Origin of the sequence: Pseudomonas sp. 1928-m, from assembly GCF_029269135.1 — a bacterium.
GTDB lineage: Bacteria > Pseudomonadota > Gammaproteobacteria > Pseudomonadales > Pseudomonadaceae > Aquipseudomonas.
On the sequence record NZ_JARIXO010000001.1, the window covers coordinates 1,574,649 to 1,590,717 of the forward strand.

The 16,069-nt window shown below is 61.8% G+C and carries 18 protein-coding genes; 6 read left to right on the forward strand and 12 right to left on the reverse strand.

Features of this window, described 5'->3' with window-relative positions:
- Positions 1-42: 42 nt before the first annotated feature.
- Together P3C18_RS07070 and P3C18_RS07075 are read right to left on the reverse strand one after the other, a co-directional pair.
- Positions 43-477 (reverse strand): GNAT family N-acetyltransferase, encoded by a 435-nt coding sequence (locus tag P3C18_RS07070; RefSeq protein WP_275961132.1) that lies wholly within the window; start codon positions 475-477, stop codon positions 43-45.
- Positions 478-545: 68 nt separating this feature from the next.
- Positions 546-677, reverse strand: coding sequence for a hypothetical protein (locus P3C18_RS07075; RefSeq protein WP_275961133.1), 132 nt, complete (start codon positions 675-677; stop codon positions 546-548).
- Between the two features lie 280 nt (positions 678-957).
- Between P3C18_RS07075 and P3C18_RS07080 the strand changes: the two genes are divergently transcribed.
- From P3C18_RS07080 to P3C18_RS07095, 4 genes are all read left to right on the forward strand, one after another.
- Positions 958-1,731, forward strand: a complete 774-nt coding sequence (locus tag P3C18_RS07080) for a protein phosphatase 2C domain-containing protein (protein ID WP_275961134.1) — start codon at positions 958-960, stop codon at positions 1,729-1,731.
- A gap of 23 nt (positions 1,732-1,754) precedes the next feature.
- Positions 1,755-3,257: a serine/threonine-protein kinase gene (locus P3C18_RS07085; RefSeq protein WP_275961135.1), complete on the forward strand. Its 1,503-nt coding sequence runs from the start codon at positions 1,755-1,757 to the stop codon at positions 3,255-3,257.
- Positions 3,258-3,390: 133 nt separating this feature from the next.
- Positions 3,391-4,251: an FHA domain-containing protein gene (locus P3C18_RS07090; RefSeq protein WP_275961136.1), complete on the forward strand. Its 861-nt coding sequence runs from the start codon at positions 3,391-3,393 to the stop codon at positions 4,249-4,251.
- Positions 4,252-4,388: 137 nt separating this feature from the next.
- The gene (locus tag P3C18_RS07095) at positions 4,389-5,702 is read left to right on the forward strand and encodes a phospholipase (RefSeq protein ID WP_275961599.1); all 1,314 of its coding nucleotides are present in this window, start codon (positions 4,389-4,391) and stop codon (positions 5,700-5,702) included.
- Here P3C18_RS07095 and P3C18_RS07100 read toward each other — a convergent pair.
- From P3C18_RS07100 to P3C18_RS07130, 7 genes are all read right to left on the reverse strand, one after another.
- A complete protein-coding gene (locus P3C18_RS07100; RefSeq protein ID WP_275961137.1) occupies positions 5,680-6,567 on the reverse strand; it encodes a hypothetical protein in 888 nt (295 codons plus the stop codon). The genes P3C18_RS07095 and P3C18_RS07100 overlap by 23 nt on opposite strands.
- Positions 6,568-6,683: 116 nt before the next feature.
- Positions 6,684-8,426 carry an amidohydrolase family protein gene (locus tag P3C18_RS07105; RefSeq protein ID WP_275961138.1) on the reverse strand — a complete coding sequence of 581 codons (1,743 nt, stop codon included), beginning with the start codon at positions 8,424-8,426 and terminating at the stop codon, positions 6,684-6,686.
- A gap of 114 nt (positions 8,427-8,540) precedes the next feature.
- Positions 8,541-8,867, reverse strand: a complete 327-nt coding sequence (locus P3C18_RS07110) for a DUF2025 family protein (protein WP_275961600.1) — start codon at positions 8,865-8,867, stop codon at positions 8,541-8,543.
- 141 nt (positions 8,868-9,008) lie between these two features.
- Complete coding sequence (locus P3C18_RS07115) at positions 9,009-9,587, reverse strand: hypothetical protein (protein ID WP_275961139.1); 579 nt, start codon at positions 9,585-9,587, stop codon at positions 9,009-9,011.
- Between the two features lie 14 nt (positions 9,588-9,601).
- Complete coding sequence (locus P3C18_RS07120) at positions 9,602-10,210, reverse strand: hypothetical protein (RefSeq protein ID WP_275961140.1); 609 nt, start codon at positions 10,208-10,210, stop codon at positions 9,602-9,604.
- A gap of 112 nt (positions 10,211-10,322) precedes the next feature.
- Positions 10,323-10,943 (reverse strand): hypothetical protein, encoded by a 621-nt coding sequence (locus P3C18_RS07125; RefSeq protein WP_275961141.1) that lies wholly within the window; start codon positions 10,941-10,943, stop codon positions 10,323-10,325.
- Between the two features lie 189 nt (positions 10,944-11,132).
- Positions 11,133-11,834 (reverse strand): YebC/PmpR family DNA-binding transcriptional regulator, encoded by a 702-nt coding sequence (locus P3C18_RS07130; protein WP_275961142.1) that lies wholly within the window; start codon positions 11,832-11,834, stop codon positions 11,133-11,135.
- A gap of 272 nt (positions 11,835-12,106) precedes the next feature.
- Between P3C18_RS07130 and P3C18_RS07135 the strand changes: the two genes are divergently transcribed.
- Positions 12,107-12,991, forward strand: coding sequence for an EamA family transporter (locus tag P3C18_RS07135; RefSeq protein ID WP_275961143.1), 885 nt, complete (start codon positions 12,107-12,109; stop codon positions 12,989-12,991).
- A 4-nt stretch (positions 12,992-12,995) separates the two neighbouring features.
- On the opposite strand, the gene P3C18_RS07140 is transcribed toward P3C18_RS07135, so the two are convergent.
- The 3 genes from P3C18_RS07140 to sstT all read right to left on the reverse strand — a co-directional run bounded on the left by P3C18_RS07140 (position 12,996) and on the right by sstT (position 15,090).
- Positions 12,996-13,247, reverse strand: coding sequence for a hypothetical protein (locus P3C18_RS07140; protein WP_275961144.1), 252 nt, complete (start codon positions 13,245-13,247; stop codon positions 12,996-12,998).
- A gap of 152 nt (positions 13,248-13,399) precedes the next feature.
- Positions 13,400-13,681, reverse strand: a complete 282-nt coding sequence (locus P3C18_RS07145; RefSeq protein ID WP_090248458.1) for a peptidylprolyl isomerase — start codon at positions 13,679-13,681, stop codon at positions 13,400-13,402.
- A 191-nt stretch (positions 13,682-13,872) separates the two neighbouring features.
- Positions 13,873-15,090, reverse strand: coding sequence for a serine/threonine transporter SstT (sstT, locus tag P3C18_RS07150; protein ID WP_275961145.1), 1,218 nt, complete (start codon positions 15,088-15,090; stop codon positions 13,873-13,875).
- A 276-nt stretch (positions 15,091-15,366) separates the two neighbouring features.
- Between sstT and P3C18_RS07155 the strand changes: the two genes are divergently transcribed.
- Positions 15,367-16,023: a DUF480 domain-containing protein gene (locus P3C18_RS07155; RefSeq protein WP_275961146.1), complete on the forward strand. Its 657-nt coding sequence runs from the start codon at positions 15,367-15,369 to the stop codon at positions 16,021-16,023.
- Positions 16,024-16,069: the final 46 nt, after the last annotated feature.

The following is a 16,069-nucleotide window of genomic DNA, read 5'->3' on the forward strand; positions in this document are numbered from 1 at the left end:
CATGGGCCACTATCTGCCGAATGGTGTTGGTGTTATCTGGTACTAAGGTTCCAACCCTTGTGCCGTAAGGCCTGCGCAAGATATGCGGGAAAATGCCAGCAGGCTTTTAGTGCGCTGATAGCGGCTCAGGCGTTCAGCCAACGGCTGAGGCAGGTCGGTGCAGGGGGCAAAGCCCAGGCGCAGGTAGAAGTCGCTGAGCTGCGGATGGCAGAACAGCCAGACCGGTGTGGCGCAATCGGCCAACGCGGTTTCGATCAACTGGCGCGCGATGCCTTGCTCGCGCCGTGCGCTATCGACCAGCAGGCTGGTTAGCCAGTGGCCGTGCGCGACCTGATGCAGACAGAGCGCGGCGACGATTTGCCGGTCTTCTGCCACCCACAGCTGGGCGCCGGTAGTGGCGCGCATGGCTGAGCGTTGGCTGCGGTAAAACTTGTCGGCAAGTGGTTTGAGCGGGGCGGGGAGTAGGCGGTAGTGCATTGCAGGTACTGTTGCGACGGTGAGTGGATGCCTGAGCGCAAGCGGGCTGCTCGCCTCAGGCCGGTGGCTCAGACGCTGGCGGCGTGGCTGCCGAGCAGGGTTTTGGCACCTTGCTTGTCTTTTTTGTCCAGACGCTTTTCGCTGGCGGTTTTCAGCGGCTTTTTCTTCACTTGTTTCTTCGAGTCCATACCTTTGCTCATGATCTTCACCTCTGACAATGTCGTGGTTGAATGTTCTGGAGCGGGCCATCCCCTCGCGGTGAGGCGAGGCTGGTGATTCGAGTCTACGCCCATGCTGGGCGAATAGCTGGGGCGTTATCCGACTAGCCAGGTAGCAGACCTGGGTTCGACTGGTTAACAGTTCACCGGCAAAATCGGCGGCTGGCGGTGACAGCCTGAGTTTGCCGCCGCATCATGCGGTGTATTACGCCGCGTGCAGCCTACTTGCTGTGCGACTGTTGAACCCTAGGTCGAGACGTTGATGGAACAAGCGCTGATTTATGCCGGCCAGAGCGTGCCTGGGCGGGTGCGTGGGCACAATGAAGATGCTCTGTTGTGTTGCCCACAGCTGAATCTGTGGGCGATTGCCGACGGCATGGGTGGCCATCAATGCGGCGAAGTGGCCAGCGCCCTGGCCTTGCAGACGCTGCAGGCGGCCTGCGCCTCAGGCGCGGAGTTGCTCGAAGCGGTGCATGCAGCCAATCGGGAGATTCTCAGCGTGGCGCGTGCCGATGAGCAGCGCGGCATGGGCACGACCCTGGTGGCCGTACGCTTTGCCGGCGCTGCATTCAGCATTGCCTGGGTCGGCGACAGCCGGGCTTATCGGGTCAGTGCCGGGCATATCGAGCGCCTGACCCACGACCACAGCTGGGTGCAGACGATGATCGATGCCGGGCAGATGAGCGCCGAGGCGGCGCGCAGCCATCCGCAGCGCAATGTCATTCTGCAGTGTCTGGGCCGTGATGATCAGCCGTTGCAGGTGGGTTTGCAGCAGGGCGTACTCGGTGAGCATGAGTTGCTGCTGCTGTGCAGCGACGGCCTGACTGGCGAGCTGGACGACGCGCAAATCCAGCAGCTGTGCAGCAACGCCCAGACCCTCGATGAGTTGGTGGAACAGCTGCTGGTGCAGGCCAACGAAACGGGCGGTAAGGATAATATCTCCTGTATCGTGCTCGGCCTTGATGCGGCTACGCCCAGCGCCCCGGCCAAACCGCGCGGTTTGCTCAGCCGCCTGTTTACCTCCCGCAAGCCCTAATTCGCCGGTGTGCACTGACTCCCATGACTGAACAATTGCTCGAGATTCCCGGTTATCAGGTGCATGGCCGCCTGGGTAAAGGCGGCATGGCCGAGGTGTACCTGGCCACCCAGACGTCGCTGCAGCGCAAGGTGGCGATCAAGGTATTGTTGAGCGCGGATGATCAGGCATTCAGCCAACGCTTTCTCAAGGAAGGCCACATCGTGGCGTCCCTGCATCACCCCTCGATCATCACCATCTATGACATCGACCAACTGGCCGATGGGCGCCACTACCTGACCATGGAATTCGTCCCCGGTGGCGATCTGGCGCAGCACAAGGGCGAGGTGTTCGACCTGCCGCGTGCGTTGCGCATCGTTCAGCAGGTGGCCAGCGGTCTGGCCGTGGTGCATGACAAAGGCCTGGTACACCGCGATATCAAACCGGCCAATATCCTCTTTCGCAGCGACGGCACGGCGGTGATCACCGATTTCGGCGTGGCCAAGGAAGTCGAGCTGGACCATGACCTGACCCAGTTCGGCATCGCCGTTGGCAGCCCGTCCTACAGCAGCCCTGAGCAGGCGCAGTGCCAGGCGCTGGATGCGCGCAGTGATATCTACAGCCTGGGGGTGATCCTGCTGGAGATGCTCACTGGCGCCAATCCTTATCGCGCCGCCAACTACACCCAGACCGTGATGAACCACCTGCAGATGGACGTGCCGCAACTGCCGGCGCATTTGCAGAGCTACCAGTGGCTGCTTGAGCGCATGCTGGCAAAAGATCCGGATGAGCGATTTGCCGACTGCAAGGTGCTGCTGGCGAGCCTCGATGAACTGACCCGTGATGACCCGGACAGCACGCGCATCGCCCCGGCGCTGAGCCTGGGCAAACCGGCCAGAAGCCAATCCGCGCGCAGTGCGCTGTGGGTCTGGCTGCTGGCCGGCGTCTTGCTGCTGTCCGTTGCGGCCGGCGGCGGTTATCACCTGTATCAGCAGAAGCAGATCAGCGACTACCTGGCGCGCGCCGAGCTGCGCCTGGAAAACGGCAACCTGCTGGAGCCGCCGCAGGACAACGCCGACTACCTGTTCCGCCAGGTGCTGGCGCTCGATGCTGACAACCCGGCGGCTCTGGATGGCCTGGCGCGGGTGCTGCAGGCGCGGATCAATCAGTACCTGCAGCTGGCCGAACAGCGTCTGGCCGATCAGCAGTTGCTGCTGCCGGAAGATGACAGTGCCACCCACTACTTCCGCCAAGTGCTGGCCTGGGAGCCCGATAATCTGCTGGCGCTGGCCGGGATCAACCGGGTGGCGCAGCGCTATATCGAGCAAAGCGAAGCCGCCTACAAGCGCCGCGAGTTTGCCCTGGCTTTGGCGCTGGTGCAGCAGGGTCTGGAAGTGGAGCCGGCCAACGAGCAGTTGCTGCAGTTGCTCGATGGCCACGAACAGCGCGTGCGCCTGGCCCAGACGCCTCGGCGCCGGCCGACAGCTGCAGAGCCGCCGGCACCGGTTAACCCGGTCAAGCGGCTGTGGAACAACCTATTTGATTAAGTCGCGGTGCTGGCGTATTGCTACTGGCCTGATTGGCAGGCAGCATGCGCGCCTTGCCCATGGTGCCGGTTATTGATGGCAAGGTGCGGCGGGTTACTGATGGCTGTTTAACGGATGTTGGCGGAGTGCGCAGATGCTCAAAATTCACTTCAGTGATAATCGTCAGGCGCCGATCTGGCTGGTCGACGAGCGTTTCACCATTGGCCAGGACAGCCGCAACAGCCTGGTGCTGGTAGACCCGAGTATCGCTCCGTTTCACGCGGAAATTCGCCAGGACCATGGTTTCTACTACCTGACCGATGTCGGCAGCCCGAGCGGCTCGTTCGTCAATGACGAGCGCATCAATACGCGCTTCCAGCTGCGCGCCGACGACCGTGTGCGCCTGGGTTCGGTGGAGCTGCTGCTGGTCGACCCGGCGCGCAGCAAGACCAAGGCCGAGCAGGCTGCACGCTGGTATCTGCAGGTGATTCAGGGCGAGCACGAAGGCAAGAAATTCCATATCAATGGTTCCATGACCTTTGGCCGCTCGGTGAAGTGCGAGCTGTGCTTCAGCGACCAGGAATTGTCGCGTCGGCACTGCGAGTTTTATCTCAAGGATGACGTGCTGGAGGTCAAGGATCTGGCCTCGGCCAATGGCCTGCTGGTCAATCAACAGAAGGTCAGCACCGCAGTGCTGCAGCCGGGCGACCAGCTGAAAATGGGCTCGGTCAGCCTGCTGGTGATCGGCCCGAAAAGCACCGTGGCGCCCAGCGAAGATGAAGATGCCACGCTGTTTATGCGCGCCGTGGACCTACCCAAGCCGCTCAAGCCGGCGCCTCTGTCCAGCTCGCCGAGCAGCCAGGCCAACCCGCTGCGTACGGCTGCGCAGGCCAATCCGATGCGCGCTGCGGCCGCGCCTGCCAGTGCATCCAGCGGCCTGAATAAGCCCTTGCTGGCACTGGGGTTGTTGCTGGTGACTGGATTGCTGGTGGCGGCTGCGCTGTTTGCGCTTTAGCTCAATCTGGCTGGGCAGGCAGCGTGCTGCTCGATTAGTGAATGGACTGACTTGATACGACAGTGCCAGATGGCGGCTTTGGCGTTAGGCTACGCCTCTTTGCCCTGCCATCCGTTGTCGGAGTCTCCGTGAAGCCATTGCTCCTGTTGCTATCTGCCTGTTGCCTGGCGTGTCAGCCGTTAAGCGCGCTGGCCTGGTCCAATCATTCGCTGGGCAGCCAGTTGGCATTGCAGGCCGTACCGGAGCTGCAGCGCACCTTGCGCTACGAGCCGCTGGAGGCGTTTCTCGATGCTCAGGCCCCGGCCATCGAGCAATTGTTGGATCAGCAGGAAGCCTTTGCCCGCGCGCATTTTGCCGATTACCCGGCGCGTCCGGATGCCTTGCGTTTCAGTGCTGCGACCACAACTGCGGCTGACAGACGCGGTGCATTTTTGCAGGCGCTGCGGGTCAATCCGCAGATTCGTCTGGCTGGCTTTGTGCAGCAGTTGCCGGGGCAGGCCGATGACGGCCGGCCGCGTCTGGCCGCTGAGCAGGTGCTGGTGTTTCGCAAGATCGGCCCCTGGAGCCACTGGCGTTATCTGGCCCTGCAGCCCGGTGAGTCGGTGAATGCGGTGCAGGTGCTCAGCAGTGCGGCCGATGAGCCGGACTATGGCCACGACATCAACCTGTTCAGCGACAACCCTGGCGAAGTCGGCGGGCAGTACAACTTCGGCGCGCAGCCCTTTGGCGATGCGCGCTTCGAGTATTCCTCCCAGGCGCCGTTCCATATCGGCTACTACCACGAGCCGGCGCTGGTGTTGCAGGCCGCGCCCTATCTACGTCGCACCTTGCCGCACTGGCGCATTTACCAGTACAGCGGTCTGGCACGGCTGGCCCTGGAAAGCGGCCACGATTACTGGGGTTACCGTTTTCTTGGCTGGGCGCTGCACTATATGCAAGACCTGACTCAGCCCTACCACGCCAAGACCGTGCCGGGTTTTGCCACGGCCGAGCTGATGTTGATCGCTCTCAAAGGTGCCGCTGGCTATCCCGAAGATCGTCTGGCGGCGATTGCCCGCGTCGCGGATCGACACACGGCCATCGAGGAATATCAGCTGCAGCGCATGCAGCAGCTGATGGCCGAACAGGCGGAGTCGCCCCTGTTGCAGGCCTATAGGCAGAACCCGCAGGACAGCTACCCGGCCTATTCGGTGGACTACGCGCAGCAGGTGGTGGCGGCCGAGTCCTATGCCAGTGCCGATGCCTTTGATGAGTTGATTGGCCAGTGGCTGGCGCGCAAGCCGGTGGCGGCTCCGGGTTTTAGCGGTGGTAATCAGCTGGCCCAGGCGCAAGCCGATCCACTGCTGGAGCAGTTGCTGATAGAGCTGTTCAAGCGCTTCGGTGCGCACACCCGCAACGTGGTGCAAACCACCCTGGCGCAACCTGCGCCTAGCGTACCGACGGCGCCGTGAACCACAGCTCGCGCCGCTGCAAGGGCGTGGCGCTGGGCAACAGTGGGTTATGCAGCTCGATCAACTGACGCTGGTCGAGTTGCGCGCGCTGCAGGCTGGCGGCGAAGTGCTGCTGAAACAGCCGCTCGAAGGAGCCATCGGCAATCGCCTTCTCCATGCCGATGCGCACGGTTTCCGCCAGCTCCGGGCGTTTGCGCGAGAAGAAGAAATACATCGCCGTGGGGTAGTGCAGCAGCACATGCGGATCGGCGACCAGTTGTTTGCCGCGCGGGTGCTCCAGCTCATCCCATATCTCGATCACCGAGCGCGGAAAGTAGTCGAAGCGCTGCGCCTGCAGCATGCGAAACAGGCTGCCGTAACTGGATGAAACCCTGACCGGCAAACCCTGGGCGCGGAGGATTTCCCTGTCCGGCCAATCGTGGCCCTGGCCTGCGGAAAACTGGCGCAGGTCAGCCAGGTTGCGCACATCCTTGAGCAGCTGCGCGCGGTCTTTTGGCAGCAGGGCGATACGCCAGCCAAACAGCCCCTTCTCCAGCGGAATACGCACTGGCAGCAGGCGTTGTTCGCGCTCAACGCTGGTCATGCTCCAGGCTATGTCGAGGTGTGCGTTGTGCTCCAGGTTAACCAGGGCGCGCTCCTGCTCCATGCTGTAGTGCGAAGGCTCCAGCCGCAGCGAGCTGCCGGCTTTATCCAGCGCCAGTTGCAGCTGCGCCAGGGCATAGATGGAGCGAAATTCATCGCCATCGGCCCTGCGGGGGTAGCGCAGGGTGCCGCTGTCATCGGCCTGCAGTGGTGGGGTTAGCAGGCTCACTAGCAGCAGGCCGCAAAGCCAGCGCCAGGCCGCCTGCCAAAGTGTGCGGGGCATTTCGGTTAGAGTCCTTTCAATACCGGCCCGGCGTTTCGTTGCCGGGCTGTGCGGCGCGCATTATGCCAGCCTGGCGCGCCGCCGTTATGCCGTAGGTCGCATGCCCTGCAACTGAGCTAGGCGTTGCTGCGGAGAAACTGCCCGTAGCCGCGCGCATGCCCCAGGTCGCTGGCAAACTCGCCGTGCTGAAAGGCGATGCGTCCGTTGATCAGCACGGCATCCACCGCCGCGCCACGGTTGACCATGCGCTGCAGGCCGCCGAAGGCCTCCATCGGCGCTTCCTGATAGCTGGCCAGGGATTCATCCAGCGCCATCGGGTCGATGATCACCAGGTCGGCTCGCGCGCCTTCATACAGCCGACCGGCATCGATATCGAACCATTCACCCAGCTCGCCGGTCAGGCGCCAGATAGCGGTTTCAATCGGCATCACCGGTTGGCCGCGCAGCTCGGCGTCGTGCACCAGTTTGAGCAGGCGCACACCGAAGTTGTAGAAGGCCATATTGCGGATATGCGCGCCGGAGTCGGCAAAGCCGATCAGCGTGCTCGGCTCGCACACCAGTTTCTCCACCACCTCGGGTCGATGGTTGGCGATCAGCGTGCGCCAGCGCAGACGCGGGCCGTGGGCCACCAGCAGGTCGAGGAATAGATCGGCCGGGTGCTCGTCGCGGGCCTTGGCCAGTTCGCCGACGCTTTTGCCGACCACGCTGGCGTCCGGGCAGTCGACGATCCAGGCGTCGTCAAAGTCGCGGTGCCAGACCCGTGGGCCGAATTTCTTCTCCACGTCCTGGCGAAAGCGCAGGCGGTAGGCTGGGTCCTGAAACAGCTGGCTGCGCATGTCGTGGTTAGCCAGGTGCAGGGCGGCCTGGCCGGCGGGAAATTCCTCGAAGACCACGAACTCCATGCCGTCGGCATAGGTTTCGAACGGCACCGGGAGGGTTTGCCAGCGGAAGTCGGCGTGGGTCAGGCGATTGATCCAGCGCGTCAGTGGGCCGAGAATCGGCGCCAGCCAAGGGTCGGCTTTGACGTCCATCAGGGTGATCAGGGTGGTCTTCAGCGGCTTGCGCCACCAACCGCCGATGCTGTCCCAGAGAAAGGCCAGCACATTGAGCTTGGTCACCAGATTTGGCGCGCCCTGATGAATGCGCCCGCGCCGCCGCAGGATCTTGTTCAGCCGTGCGTACTCGGCCCAGGGTGCATAGACCGAGGGCAGGGATTTCGAGCGCTGGCGGTCGCCATCGAGTTTGTCCCAGGGATTGGTCATGCTCGACAAGCCGAGCAGGCCGGCGTCCAGTGCATCTTCCAGCAAGCGTTCCATCTGCTGCAGTTCGTTTTCGCTGGGGCGTACCTTGGCGTCTACCGCACGTTCCAGGCCAAGCACGGCAACGCGTAAATCAGAGTGGCCGAGGAAGGAGCAGATGTTCGGCCCCAGCGGATGCTGATCGAGAAAGGCGGCGAATTCGCCGGCGCTGTTCCAGGTCTTGCGCGCCTGCAGCAGCGGCAGGACATGCTCGCGCGGTACCGATTCGACGCGGGTAAACAGGTCCGAGCAATCCTCGGGGCTGGACAACACCATGCTGATCGAGCAGCTGCCGATCATTACCGTGGTTACGCCATGGCGCACCGATTCCTTGAGCGCAGGGGCGGCCACCAGTTCGGCGTCGTAATGGGTATGCATGTCGATAAAACCGGGTGTCACCCAGCGGTTTTGTGCATCAATCACCTGGCCGCAGCCATTTTCATCTAGGGCGCTGGCGCTGATGCAGGCCAGCTTGCCGTCACGGATGCCAAGGTGACGCACGACGCCGGGCACGCCGCTGCCATCGAAAAACAGCGCGTTTTTGATCAGCACATCGAACATCGGCAAGCTCCTTGGCGAGTGATTCTGACTCGTCGAGCTTAGTCTGCCGTGCGCCGTTGTTGTGAGGGTGTAAGTGAACAACCCTCGGTCAATTCGGCCACCTCGCCAAGCTGCTCAGGCGTTAAGGCGACGGCGTTCGGCGCTGATCTCCGGCATATCGGTACGCCGCATATAGACCCGCAGCGGCTCGCTGATAGCCAGGCGGTCATCGATATTCTGTTCCAGCAGCAGTTGCAGGCGTGCGCGGTCGAGGTTCATCAGCTCGCCGTCAAAGGCGCGCCAGACAAATTCGCAGGTGGGGGTAATGCTATGTTCGAGCACGTCGAGGCCGAAGGAGTCTTCAGAAAAACGCACAATATAGCGCCCGGTCTTGGCATTGAAACCGACAAAACCCTGCAGTTGGTCGGCCGCCGCGCAGATGCTGGCAGAGGTGATGCTCATGGAAACCTCGTCGATGGCAGTGGAAGTCATCGACATAGGCTAAGGCGCCAGGGGCAGAGCATCTTGCGATGGATCAATAAGTGGGCGGATGGGCTGTTTGCAACCACGACCATTGCGGCCGTGGTTCCGGGTGCTGTGTGACTAGATCAACTTCTGTCGTGCGGCTTCTTCCAAGCTGCTCTGGGTCAGCTGGTCGAGGATTGGGTCGACCGACTCGTTGAACGGCAGGGCGAATATCAGCAGCAGCTGCATCCAGGTGGTAATGGTTTCACTCTTCTCGATACGTCCCAATACCTTGCCGGAACCGTCCTTGAAGGTGGTTTCCATGCTCAGCTCATTGCTGAACTTGCCCGGTATGACAAACAGCGTGGCACCCGTGATGACTGCGCTGGCAATACTGCCGCGCTCATGGTTGCTCACTCGCACGCTGATATACAGGTCGGAGTTTTGCTTGGCCGTGGTGACGTTGCTGAAACGCTTGCTGTCCTGATACTGCTTGACGATCAGTTTCTCCAGGTTTGCCTGGTTGAAACCGCCGGCGCGGGTTTGGTCATTGAACAGGTATTGGCTATCAACCTTGAGGTAGGCCGACTGCGTAGGTTGCTCGGCCGCTGTCAGTGGCCACTGCTCAACTTGGGCCAGATCCTTGTGCGAGTAGGACAGGCAGCCCGTTAGTGAGAGGAGGGCGGTGGCGAGTAGAGCTGCAAACAATGCTTTCATGTGTAACGTCCTTGTTAGGGGCGAGCGAGTTGACGGGTGCTGTCTTGCAGCAGTTGTTCGACCAGTTGGTTGAGCTGGTCTGAGCCGAGCGACATGTTGAAGTAGTCGTTGTCCCAGAGGCCGGTGTTCTGGTCGAGCTTGACCTGCTGGCGGCTGCTGGCGAGCAACTTGCCCTGGACATCGGTAATCGACAGCTCGCCGGCCAGGTCATATTTGTCGACATAGATGGGACCGTTGACCCAGATCCACATGGTCAGTGTCAGCAGGGCACCGGGAAAATAAGCCGGGTGAGGTGTGCGCTTGCCTTTGAGCGAGGTGAGGTTGAGCTTGAGCGTTACATCCTGCTCGCCGAGGGTGGCCGGGAAGCTGATGACTTTCGCGAAGTACTCCCCGCGTTCGATGCGGTTACTCAGCTGTTCGGTGAACTGGCTGCTCAGGGTTTTGCGCAGGTTGTCGTTGAGCTTGCTGTCGGAGATCTGCACGTCATCGACCATGACTGCGCGGGGCTGGGTGTAACTGGCGCGCTGTTTAGGGTCGCCAATCGGGCCGGCCGGGGTGAAAGATACACAGCCGGTCAGGCTCAGGCTGAACAGTGCGGCTACAAGGTAATGCAGAGTTTTCATGGCTCATCCTTGATCAGGTGTTGCACAGAGATACGACACGCCAGGTACCTTGAGATGGGGACCTGGCGTGGCGAGGGAAGCGGGATGTTGAGTTGTCGAGTGTGCTGAATAGTTACTTGGTGCGAGTGCTGGAAAATGCGCTGATCTTGCCGAACGGTGCGCTTTGCATGTCTACCTTGACTGCCATCAGCGGCGAGTTGTTGACCCAGACATCGTCGATCACGATGGTTTCGCCGATGTCGTCGTTGTCGGCGGCCACCAGCAGGTAGTAGGTGCCGTCTTCGGCGGCTTCACCATCCCAGCTCAGGCTGATCTGCCCGACCACGGCTTCGGCACGCGAAGGCTTGTCAGCAATCACCGCGCCGTAAGCGTCCAGCAGCATGGCGCGTGGTTTCAGGGCGTACTTGCTGACGCCCATGCAAGGCTCGTTGCACAGTGAATGCACGTTGAGGGTGTAACGCTCGCCCTTTTTCAGCTGCAGGGAAAAGATCCGGTAGTTGGAGATCGAGCTGCCGAAGTCCAGGCGCGGCTCATCGGCGCTGATCGGCCATTGCGGCGCCAGCAGGCCGGTATCGAGCGGCAGCGGGATGGCCTGGGTGTTGTGGATGGCCTCAAGGGCGCTCTTGGCCATTGGGCTTTTGCCCGCCTTGACCTCTTGCTGGTAGGTCGTCTGCGGGTTGCTGGCGCAGGCGCCGAGCAGCAGGCTGGCGGCCAGAATCAGAAACTTGTGCACGGTAAAACTCCTGTGTGACAACGTCCTTGTGTACACGCCGGGCACTGGTGGCGCGGCGGGCGGCGATTCTACCCGCTTTGTGAGGCGCGGGCAGTGGTTAATCGGCCGATTCGACGAACTGCGCACATTGATGGGGGCAGTTGGTGGGCCCGCGGCGCATCCTACGCGGCGGGCCTGGTCAGCCTCTGTTTAGCCGGAAAGCCCGACATAGACGTTCTGCACGTCATCGTGAGCGTCGAGCGCTTCGAGGAAGGCTTCGACTTCTTCCAGTTGCTCGGCAGTCAGGCTGCTCACCGGGTTTTTCGGGATATAGCCGATCTTCGCCGAGTTGACGCTGAAACCCTGCTCCGGCAGCGCGCGGCACACGGCATCCAGGTCGGTCGGCTCGGTGATAAATAGGGTGTTGCCGTCTTCGGCTGGCTCGAAATCCTGGGCGCCGGCTTCGATGGCGGCCATTTCCGGGTCGGCATCACTTTCGGTGCTGGCTTCGATCATGCCCACGTGGTCGAAATCCCAGGTCACCGAACCGGAGGCACCCATCTGGCCCTTACGGAACAGCACGCGGACTTCGGCCACGGTGCGGTTGATGTTGTCGGTCAGGCACTCGATGATCACTGGCACCTGATGCGGGGCGAAACCCTCGTAGGTGGCGGAGTGGAAGGTCACGGTGTCGCCTAACAGGCCGGCGCCTTTCTTGATCGCCCGGTCGAGGGTTTCCTTGGGCATCGAGGCTTTTTTCGCCTGATGAATCGCCAGACGCAGCTTGGGGTTCAGGTCCGGGTCGGCGCCGTTGCGAGCGGCGATCATGATTTCCTTGACCAAGCGGCCGAAGATCTTGCCTCTGGCGTTGGCCGCGGCTTCTTTAGGTTTGGCTTTCCACTGGGCGCCCATGGGGTATCTCGTCGTTGCGGGTTAATAGGTGGGTCTCGGACCTGCTGCGTGTCGGCGCTACCGCGATAAAAATGGCCTCGTTCGAGCTGCGCAAGATCCGAAACAAATTCTAAGGGCTGCGATTCTAGCCCTTCGAGACGTTTGCGGCACCTGTGGCACTGCAATCTGCCGATCAGTGATGCGCTGTACGGCTTATTTGCCGGGCTTCTGTATGGGCGTTATGGCGCGGCTAGCCGCTTTAATAGGCGTTGATTGATTAATCTGGAGCGCCCATGCACCCCAAGGATTTACTGCTGGCCCTGGTGGTAATCATCGTTTGGGGCATGAACTTTGTGGTGATCAAGATCGGCCTGCACGAGATGCCGCCGATGCTTTTGGGCGCGTTACGTTTTCTGCTGGCAGCCTTTCCTGCGGTGCTGTTTATTAAGCGCCCGCAAATTCCGCTGCGTTGGCTGTTGGCCTATGGCTTGACCATCTCGCTGGGGCAGTTCGCTTTTCTCTTTTCTGCCATGTCCGTTGGTATGCCGGCCGGGCTGGCATCGCTGGTGCTGCAATCGCAGGCGCTGTTTACCCTGCTGTTTGCTGTGCTGTTGCTGGGTGAGCGTTTTCGCCTGGCCAATCTGTTCGGCCTGCTGGTGGCGGCCGGTGGGTTGCTGCTGATTGGCTCGCAGGGTAATGGCCTGATGACCCTGGCCGGTTTTCTACTGACCTTATGCGCTGCCGCCATGTGGGCGCTGGGCAATATCGTCACGCGCAAGCTGGGCAAGGTGAATCTGGTGGGCTTGGTGGTGTGGGGCAGCCTGGTGCCGCCGCTGCCGTTTTTTGCGCTGTCCTGGCTGCTGGAAGGCCCCGAAGTGATCGAGTCGGCGCTGCGTGGATTCAGCCTGGATACGCTGCTGGTGCTGGTCTACCTGGCATTCGGCGCGACCATTCTTGGCTATGGCCTGTGGAGCCGCTTACTGTCGCGCTACCCAGCCAGCCAGGTGGCGCCGTTCTCGCTGCTGGTGCCAGTGGTCGGACTGACCTCATCGGCATTGCTGCTCGATGAACGCCTGAGCAGCCTGCAGCTAGTCGGTGCGCTGTTGGTGATGCTCGGCTTGCTGCTGAATTTCTGCGGCGGCTGGTTGCAGGAGCGTTTGCGCGCGCGTTGGGCCTAGGTTTTTAGCGTTTGCCCATGGCACGGCGAGTACCGCTTGGCGCTGGACCGATCTTCTTTTCGTGGCTCGACTTGTTGCCCTTCTGGTGCCAAGGCTGGTCGTCCTGTTTGCCAGAGGCAGCCTTGGCGGCGCCGAATAGCGAGGCAAAGCCACTGGCTTTCGCTGCGCGGGTGCTGGTGTTCTCGCTAGCGGACGGTGCGGCGCTGTCTGCAGGCTGAACGGCGAGGGTGGGTTCAGCGGCTGGAGTCTGGGTCATGGCGAGGTCCGCGGGTGCGAGAAGAAAAGGCCGGCGAGTATACCTGGCTATTGCCCGAGGTTTTGCACTGTTGGTCAGTGGCGTAGTGCCCGATGGCGCTGCGCGAAAAAATTGGATTCGCCGGGCCTGGGCGGCCCAGCGAACAGGCAGGATCAGTCCTGGCGGCTGGTCACTTCCAGCAGGTGATAACCGAACTGGGTCTTCACCGGGCCTTGCACCACGTTGATCGGGGCGCTGAATACTACGGTGTCGAATTCCTTGACCATCTGGCCTGGGCCGAACGAGCCAAGGTCACCGCCGCTGCGGCTGGACGGGCAGCTGGAGTTGTCTTTGGCGACTTGGGCGAAGTCGGCACCGCCTTCGATTGCGGCTTTCAGTTCGTTGCACTTGTCTTCGCTGGCAACCAGGATGTGACGGGCAGTGGCGCGGGCCATGGGAGTTACTCCTTATAAAGAAGCGGCAAAGCCTACCGGAATCGTTGGGCTATTCAAACGCTGGGCGTGCGACGTTTATCGGTTGAGTCATAAAAAACTGCCTGGAGTGCTGATCCGCAGGTAGCTGCCAGAAGTGGCGTGCATAAAAAAGGCTTACCCATGGGTAAGCCTTTTCGTGTTTCGGCAGGTGCTTAGCCGCGTTGTTCGGCCTGGCAAGCGGCGGCGGTGAACAGCACGTCTGTGGAGGAGTTCAGCGCGGTTTCCGCCGAGTCCTGGACGATGCCGATGATAAAGCCGACGGCGACCACCTGCATGGCCACATCATTGGGAATGCCGAACAGGCTGCACGCCAGCGGAATCAGCAGCAGCGAGCCACCGGCTACGCCCGACGCGCCGCAGGCGCTGATCGAGGCGAGCAGGCTGAGCAGCAAGGCTGTCGGCAGATCGACGGCGATGCCCAGGGTGTGTACCGCGGCCAGGGTCAGCACGGTGATGGTGATCGCCGCGCCGGCCATGTTGATGGTCGCGCCCAGTGGGATCGACACCGAGTAGGTTTCTTCATGCAGGCCCAGACGCTGGCAGAGCTGCAGGTTGACCGGGATATTGGCTGCCGAACTACGGGTGAAGAACGCCGTCAGGCCACTTTCGCGCAGGCAGGTCAGCACCAGCGGGTAGGGGTTGCGACGGGTCTTGAAGTAGACAATCGCCGGGTTGCTCACCAGGGCGACAAACAGCATGCAACCCACCAGCACCAGCAGCAGGTGCAGGTAATCGAGCAGGGCGGACATGCCCGACTCCGCCAGCGTGGCCGCAACCAGGCCGAAAACCCCCAGTGGCGCCAGGCGGATTACTAGTTTGACGATGCTGGTGACTGCGCCGGAGAGGTCGGCGAGCATTTGCTTGCTGCTCGGGCTGGCGTGGCGAAAGGCAAAGCCCAGGGCGATGGCCCAGGCCAGGATGCCGATAAAGTTGCCTTTGAGCAGGGCATTGACCGGGTTATCCACCACATTCAGCAGCAGGGTTTTCAGCACTTCGCTGATACCGCCGGGTGGCGACAGCTCGGCGCTGTTGCTCACCAGGGTCAGGCTGGATGGGAAGGCAAAGCTGGCGGCTACCGCGATCAGCGCCGCGCTGAAGGTGCCGATCAGGTACAGCAGCAGAATCGGTTTGATATGGGTCTGCTGGCCTTGCTGATGGTTGGCAATCGACGCCGCCACCAGTACGAATACCAGCACCGGTGCCACGGCCTTCAGCGCCGATACAAACACCGTGCCGAGGAAGCTGACGCTCGCCGCAGCTTCAGGCAGGAACAGCGCCAGGGCAATACCGGCCACCAGGCCGATGGCAATTTGCAGCACCAGGCTGGTGCGGTTGAGCAGTTGGACAAGCGGGTGTTGGGCAGTGGTCATGACATGCATCTCTACTTGGCGGGCAGGCCTGCGATCTCTTCCTATTGCCTGCCGGGCTTGGTGCGCCGGGGGGGCTGGATGCATGGCTGCGGTGCGCGTTATGAGGCTTTTCGCGGGGGATAAAACAAGGCCACGCTGAAAAATAGCGCGCGACTCTATCACAGTGACCCGCTGTTACGCGCTGGCGCAGTGCGAGCCCCGCCCAGCGGCGCTTATGCCTATCAACCGACCGTCAGGCGGGCTAGGCTAGGGCCTTTGCGAGGCCATGAGGTGGTTATGTCCAACGAAGATACGAGCGCACCGACGCTTGAAATCCTGACGATTATCGAGGCGCGGGTGCTGGGTTGCCTGATTGAAAAGCAGCTGACCACACCGGAAGCCTACCCCCTGACGCTGAATGCCCTGGTGCTGGCCTGCAATCAGAAAACCAGCCGCGAGCCGGTGCTCAACCTGACGGCCGGTCAGGTCGGTCAGGCCCTGCGCAGCCTGGAAGGGCGTGAAATGGCGCGCCTGGTGATGGGCAGCCGGGCGGATCGCTGGGAGCACCGTGCCGACAAAGCGCTGGAGCTGGTGGCAGCGCAGGTGGTGTTGCTGGGTCTGTTGCTGCTGCGCGGCCCGCAGACCATCAACGAGCTGCTGACGCGCAGCAGTCGCATGCATGATTTTGATGATGCCGAGCAGGTGCAGCATCACCTTGAGCGGCTGATCAGCCGCGAACTAGCCTGCTTGTTGCCGCGTCAGTCCGGACAGCGTGAAGACCGTTATATGCACCTGCTGGGTGACCCGGCGGATTTGCAGGCGGCATTGGCGGCCAGGGCCCGCGAGCCGCGCGCGACGGCGGGCGGTCAGCAGGATGAGCGCCTGGACGCTCTGGAGGCGCGCATTGCCGCGCTGGAAGAGCGCTTGGCGCAGTTGGAATCGCCTGCGCAATAAACAAAAAAGGTGCTCGATTGAGCACCTTTTTGTATTGCCTATTAGC

What these genes read in the sequence shown, in the direction of transcription:
- P3C18_RS07070 (WP_275961132.1), bottom strand. Translation starts at nt 477, where the DNA reads ATGCACTACCGCCTACTCCCCGCCCCGCTCAAACCACTTGCCGACAAG.
- P3C18_RS07075 (WP_275961133.1), bottom strand. Translation starts at nt 677, where the DNA reads ATGAGCAAAGGTATGGACTCGAAGAAACAAGTGAAGAAAAAGCCGCTG.
- P3C18_RS07080 (WP_275961134.1), top strand. Translation starts at nt 958, where the DNA reads ATGGAACAAGCGCTGATTTATGCCGGCCAGAGCGTGCCTGGGCGGGTG.
- P3C18_RS07085 (WP_275961135.1), top strand. Translation starts at nt 1,755, where the DNA reads ATGACTGAACAATTGCTCGAGATTCCCGGTTATCAGGTGCATGGCCGC.
- P3C18_RS07090 (WP_275961136.1), top strand. Translation starts at nt 3,391, where the DNA reads ATGCTCAAAATTCACTTCAGTGATAATCGTCAGGCGCCGATCTGGCTG.
- P3C18_RS07100 (WP_275961137.1), bottom strand. Translation starts at nt 6,567, where the DNA reads ATGCCCCGCACACTTTGGCAGGCGGCCTGGCGCTGGCTTTGCGGCCTG.
- P3C18_RS07105 (WP_275961138.1), bottom strand. Translation starts at nt 8,426, where the DNA reads ATGTTCGATGTGCTGATCAAAAACGCGCTGTTTTTCGATGGCAGCGGC.
- P3C18_RS07110 (WP_275961600.1), bottom strand. Translation starts at nt 8,867, where the DNA reads ATGAGCATCACCTCTGCCAGCATCTGCGCGGCGGCCGACCAACTGCAG.
- P3C18_RS07115 (WP_275961139.1), bottom strand. Translation starts at nt 9,587, where the DNA reads ATGAAAGCATTGTTTGCAGCTCTACTCGCCACCGCCCTCCTCTCACTA.
- P3C18_RS07120 (WP_275961140.1), bottom strand. Translation starts at nt 10,210, where the DNA reads ATGAAAACTCTGCATTACCTTGTAGCCGCACTGTTCAGCCTGAGCCTG.
- P3C18_RS07130 (WP_275961142.1), bottom strand. Translation starts at nt 11,834, where the DNA reads ATGGGCGCCCAGTGGAAAGCCAAACCTAAAGAAGCCGCGGCCAACGCC.
- P3C18_RS07135 (WP_275961143.1), top strand. Translation starts at nt 12,107, where the DNA reads ATGCACCCCAAGGATTTACTGCTGGCCCTGGTGGTAATCATCGTTTGG.
- P3C18_RS07140 (WP_275961144.1), bottom strand. Translation starts at nt 13,247, where the DNA reads ATGACCCAGACTCCAGCCGCTGAACCCACCCTCGCCGTTCAGCCTGCA.
- P3C18_RS07145 (WP_090248458.1), bottom strand. Translation starts at nt 13,681, where the DNA reads ATGGCCCGCGCCACTGCCCGTCACATCCTGGTTGCCAGCGAAGACAAG.
- sstT (WP_275961145.1), bottom strand. Translation starts at nt 15,090, where the DNA reads ATGACCACTGCCCAACACCCGCTTGTCCAACTGCTCAACCGCACCAGC.
- P3C18_RS07155 (WP_275961146.1), top strand. Translation starts at nt 15,367, where the DNA reads ATGTCCAACGAAGATACGAGCGCACCGACGCTTGAAATCCTGACGATT.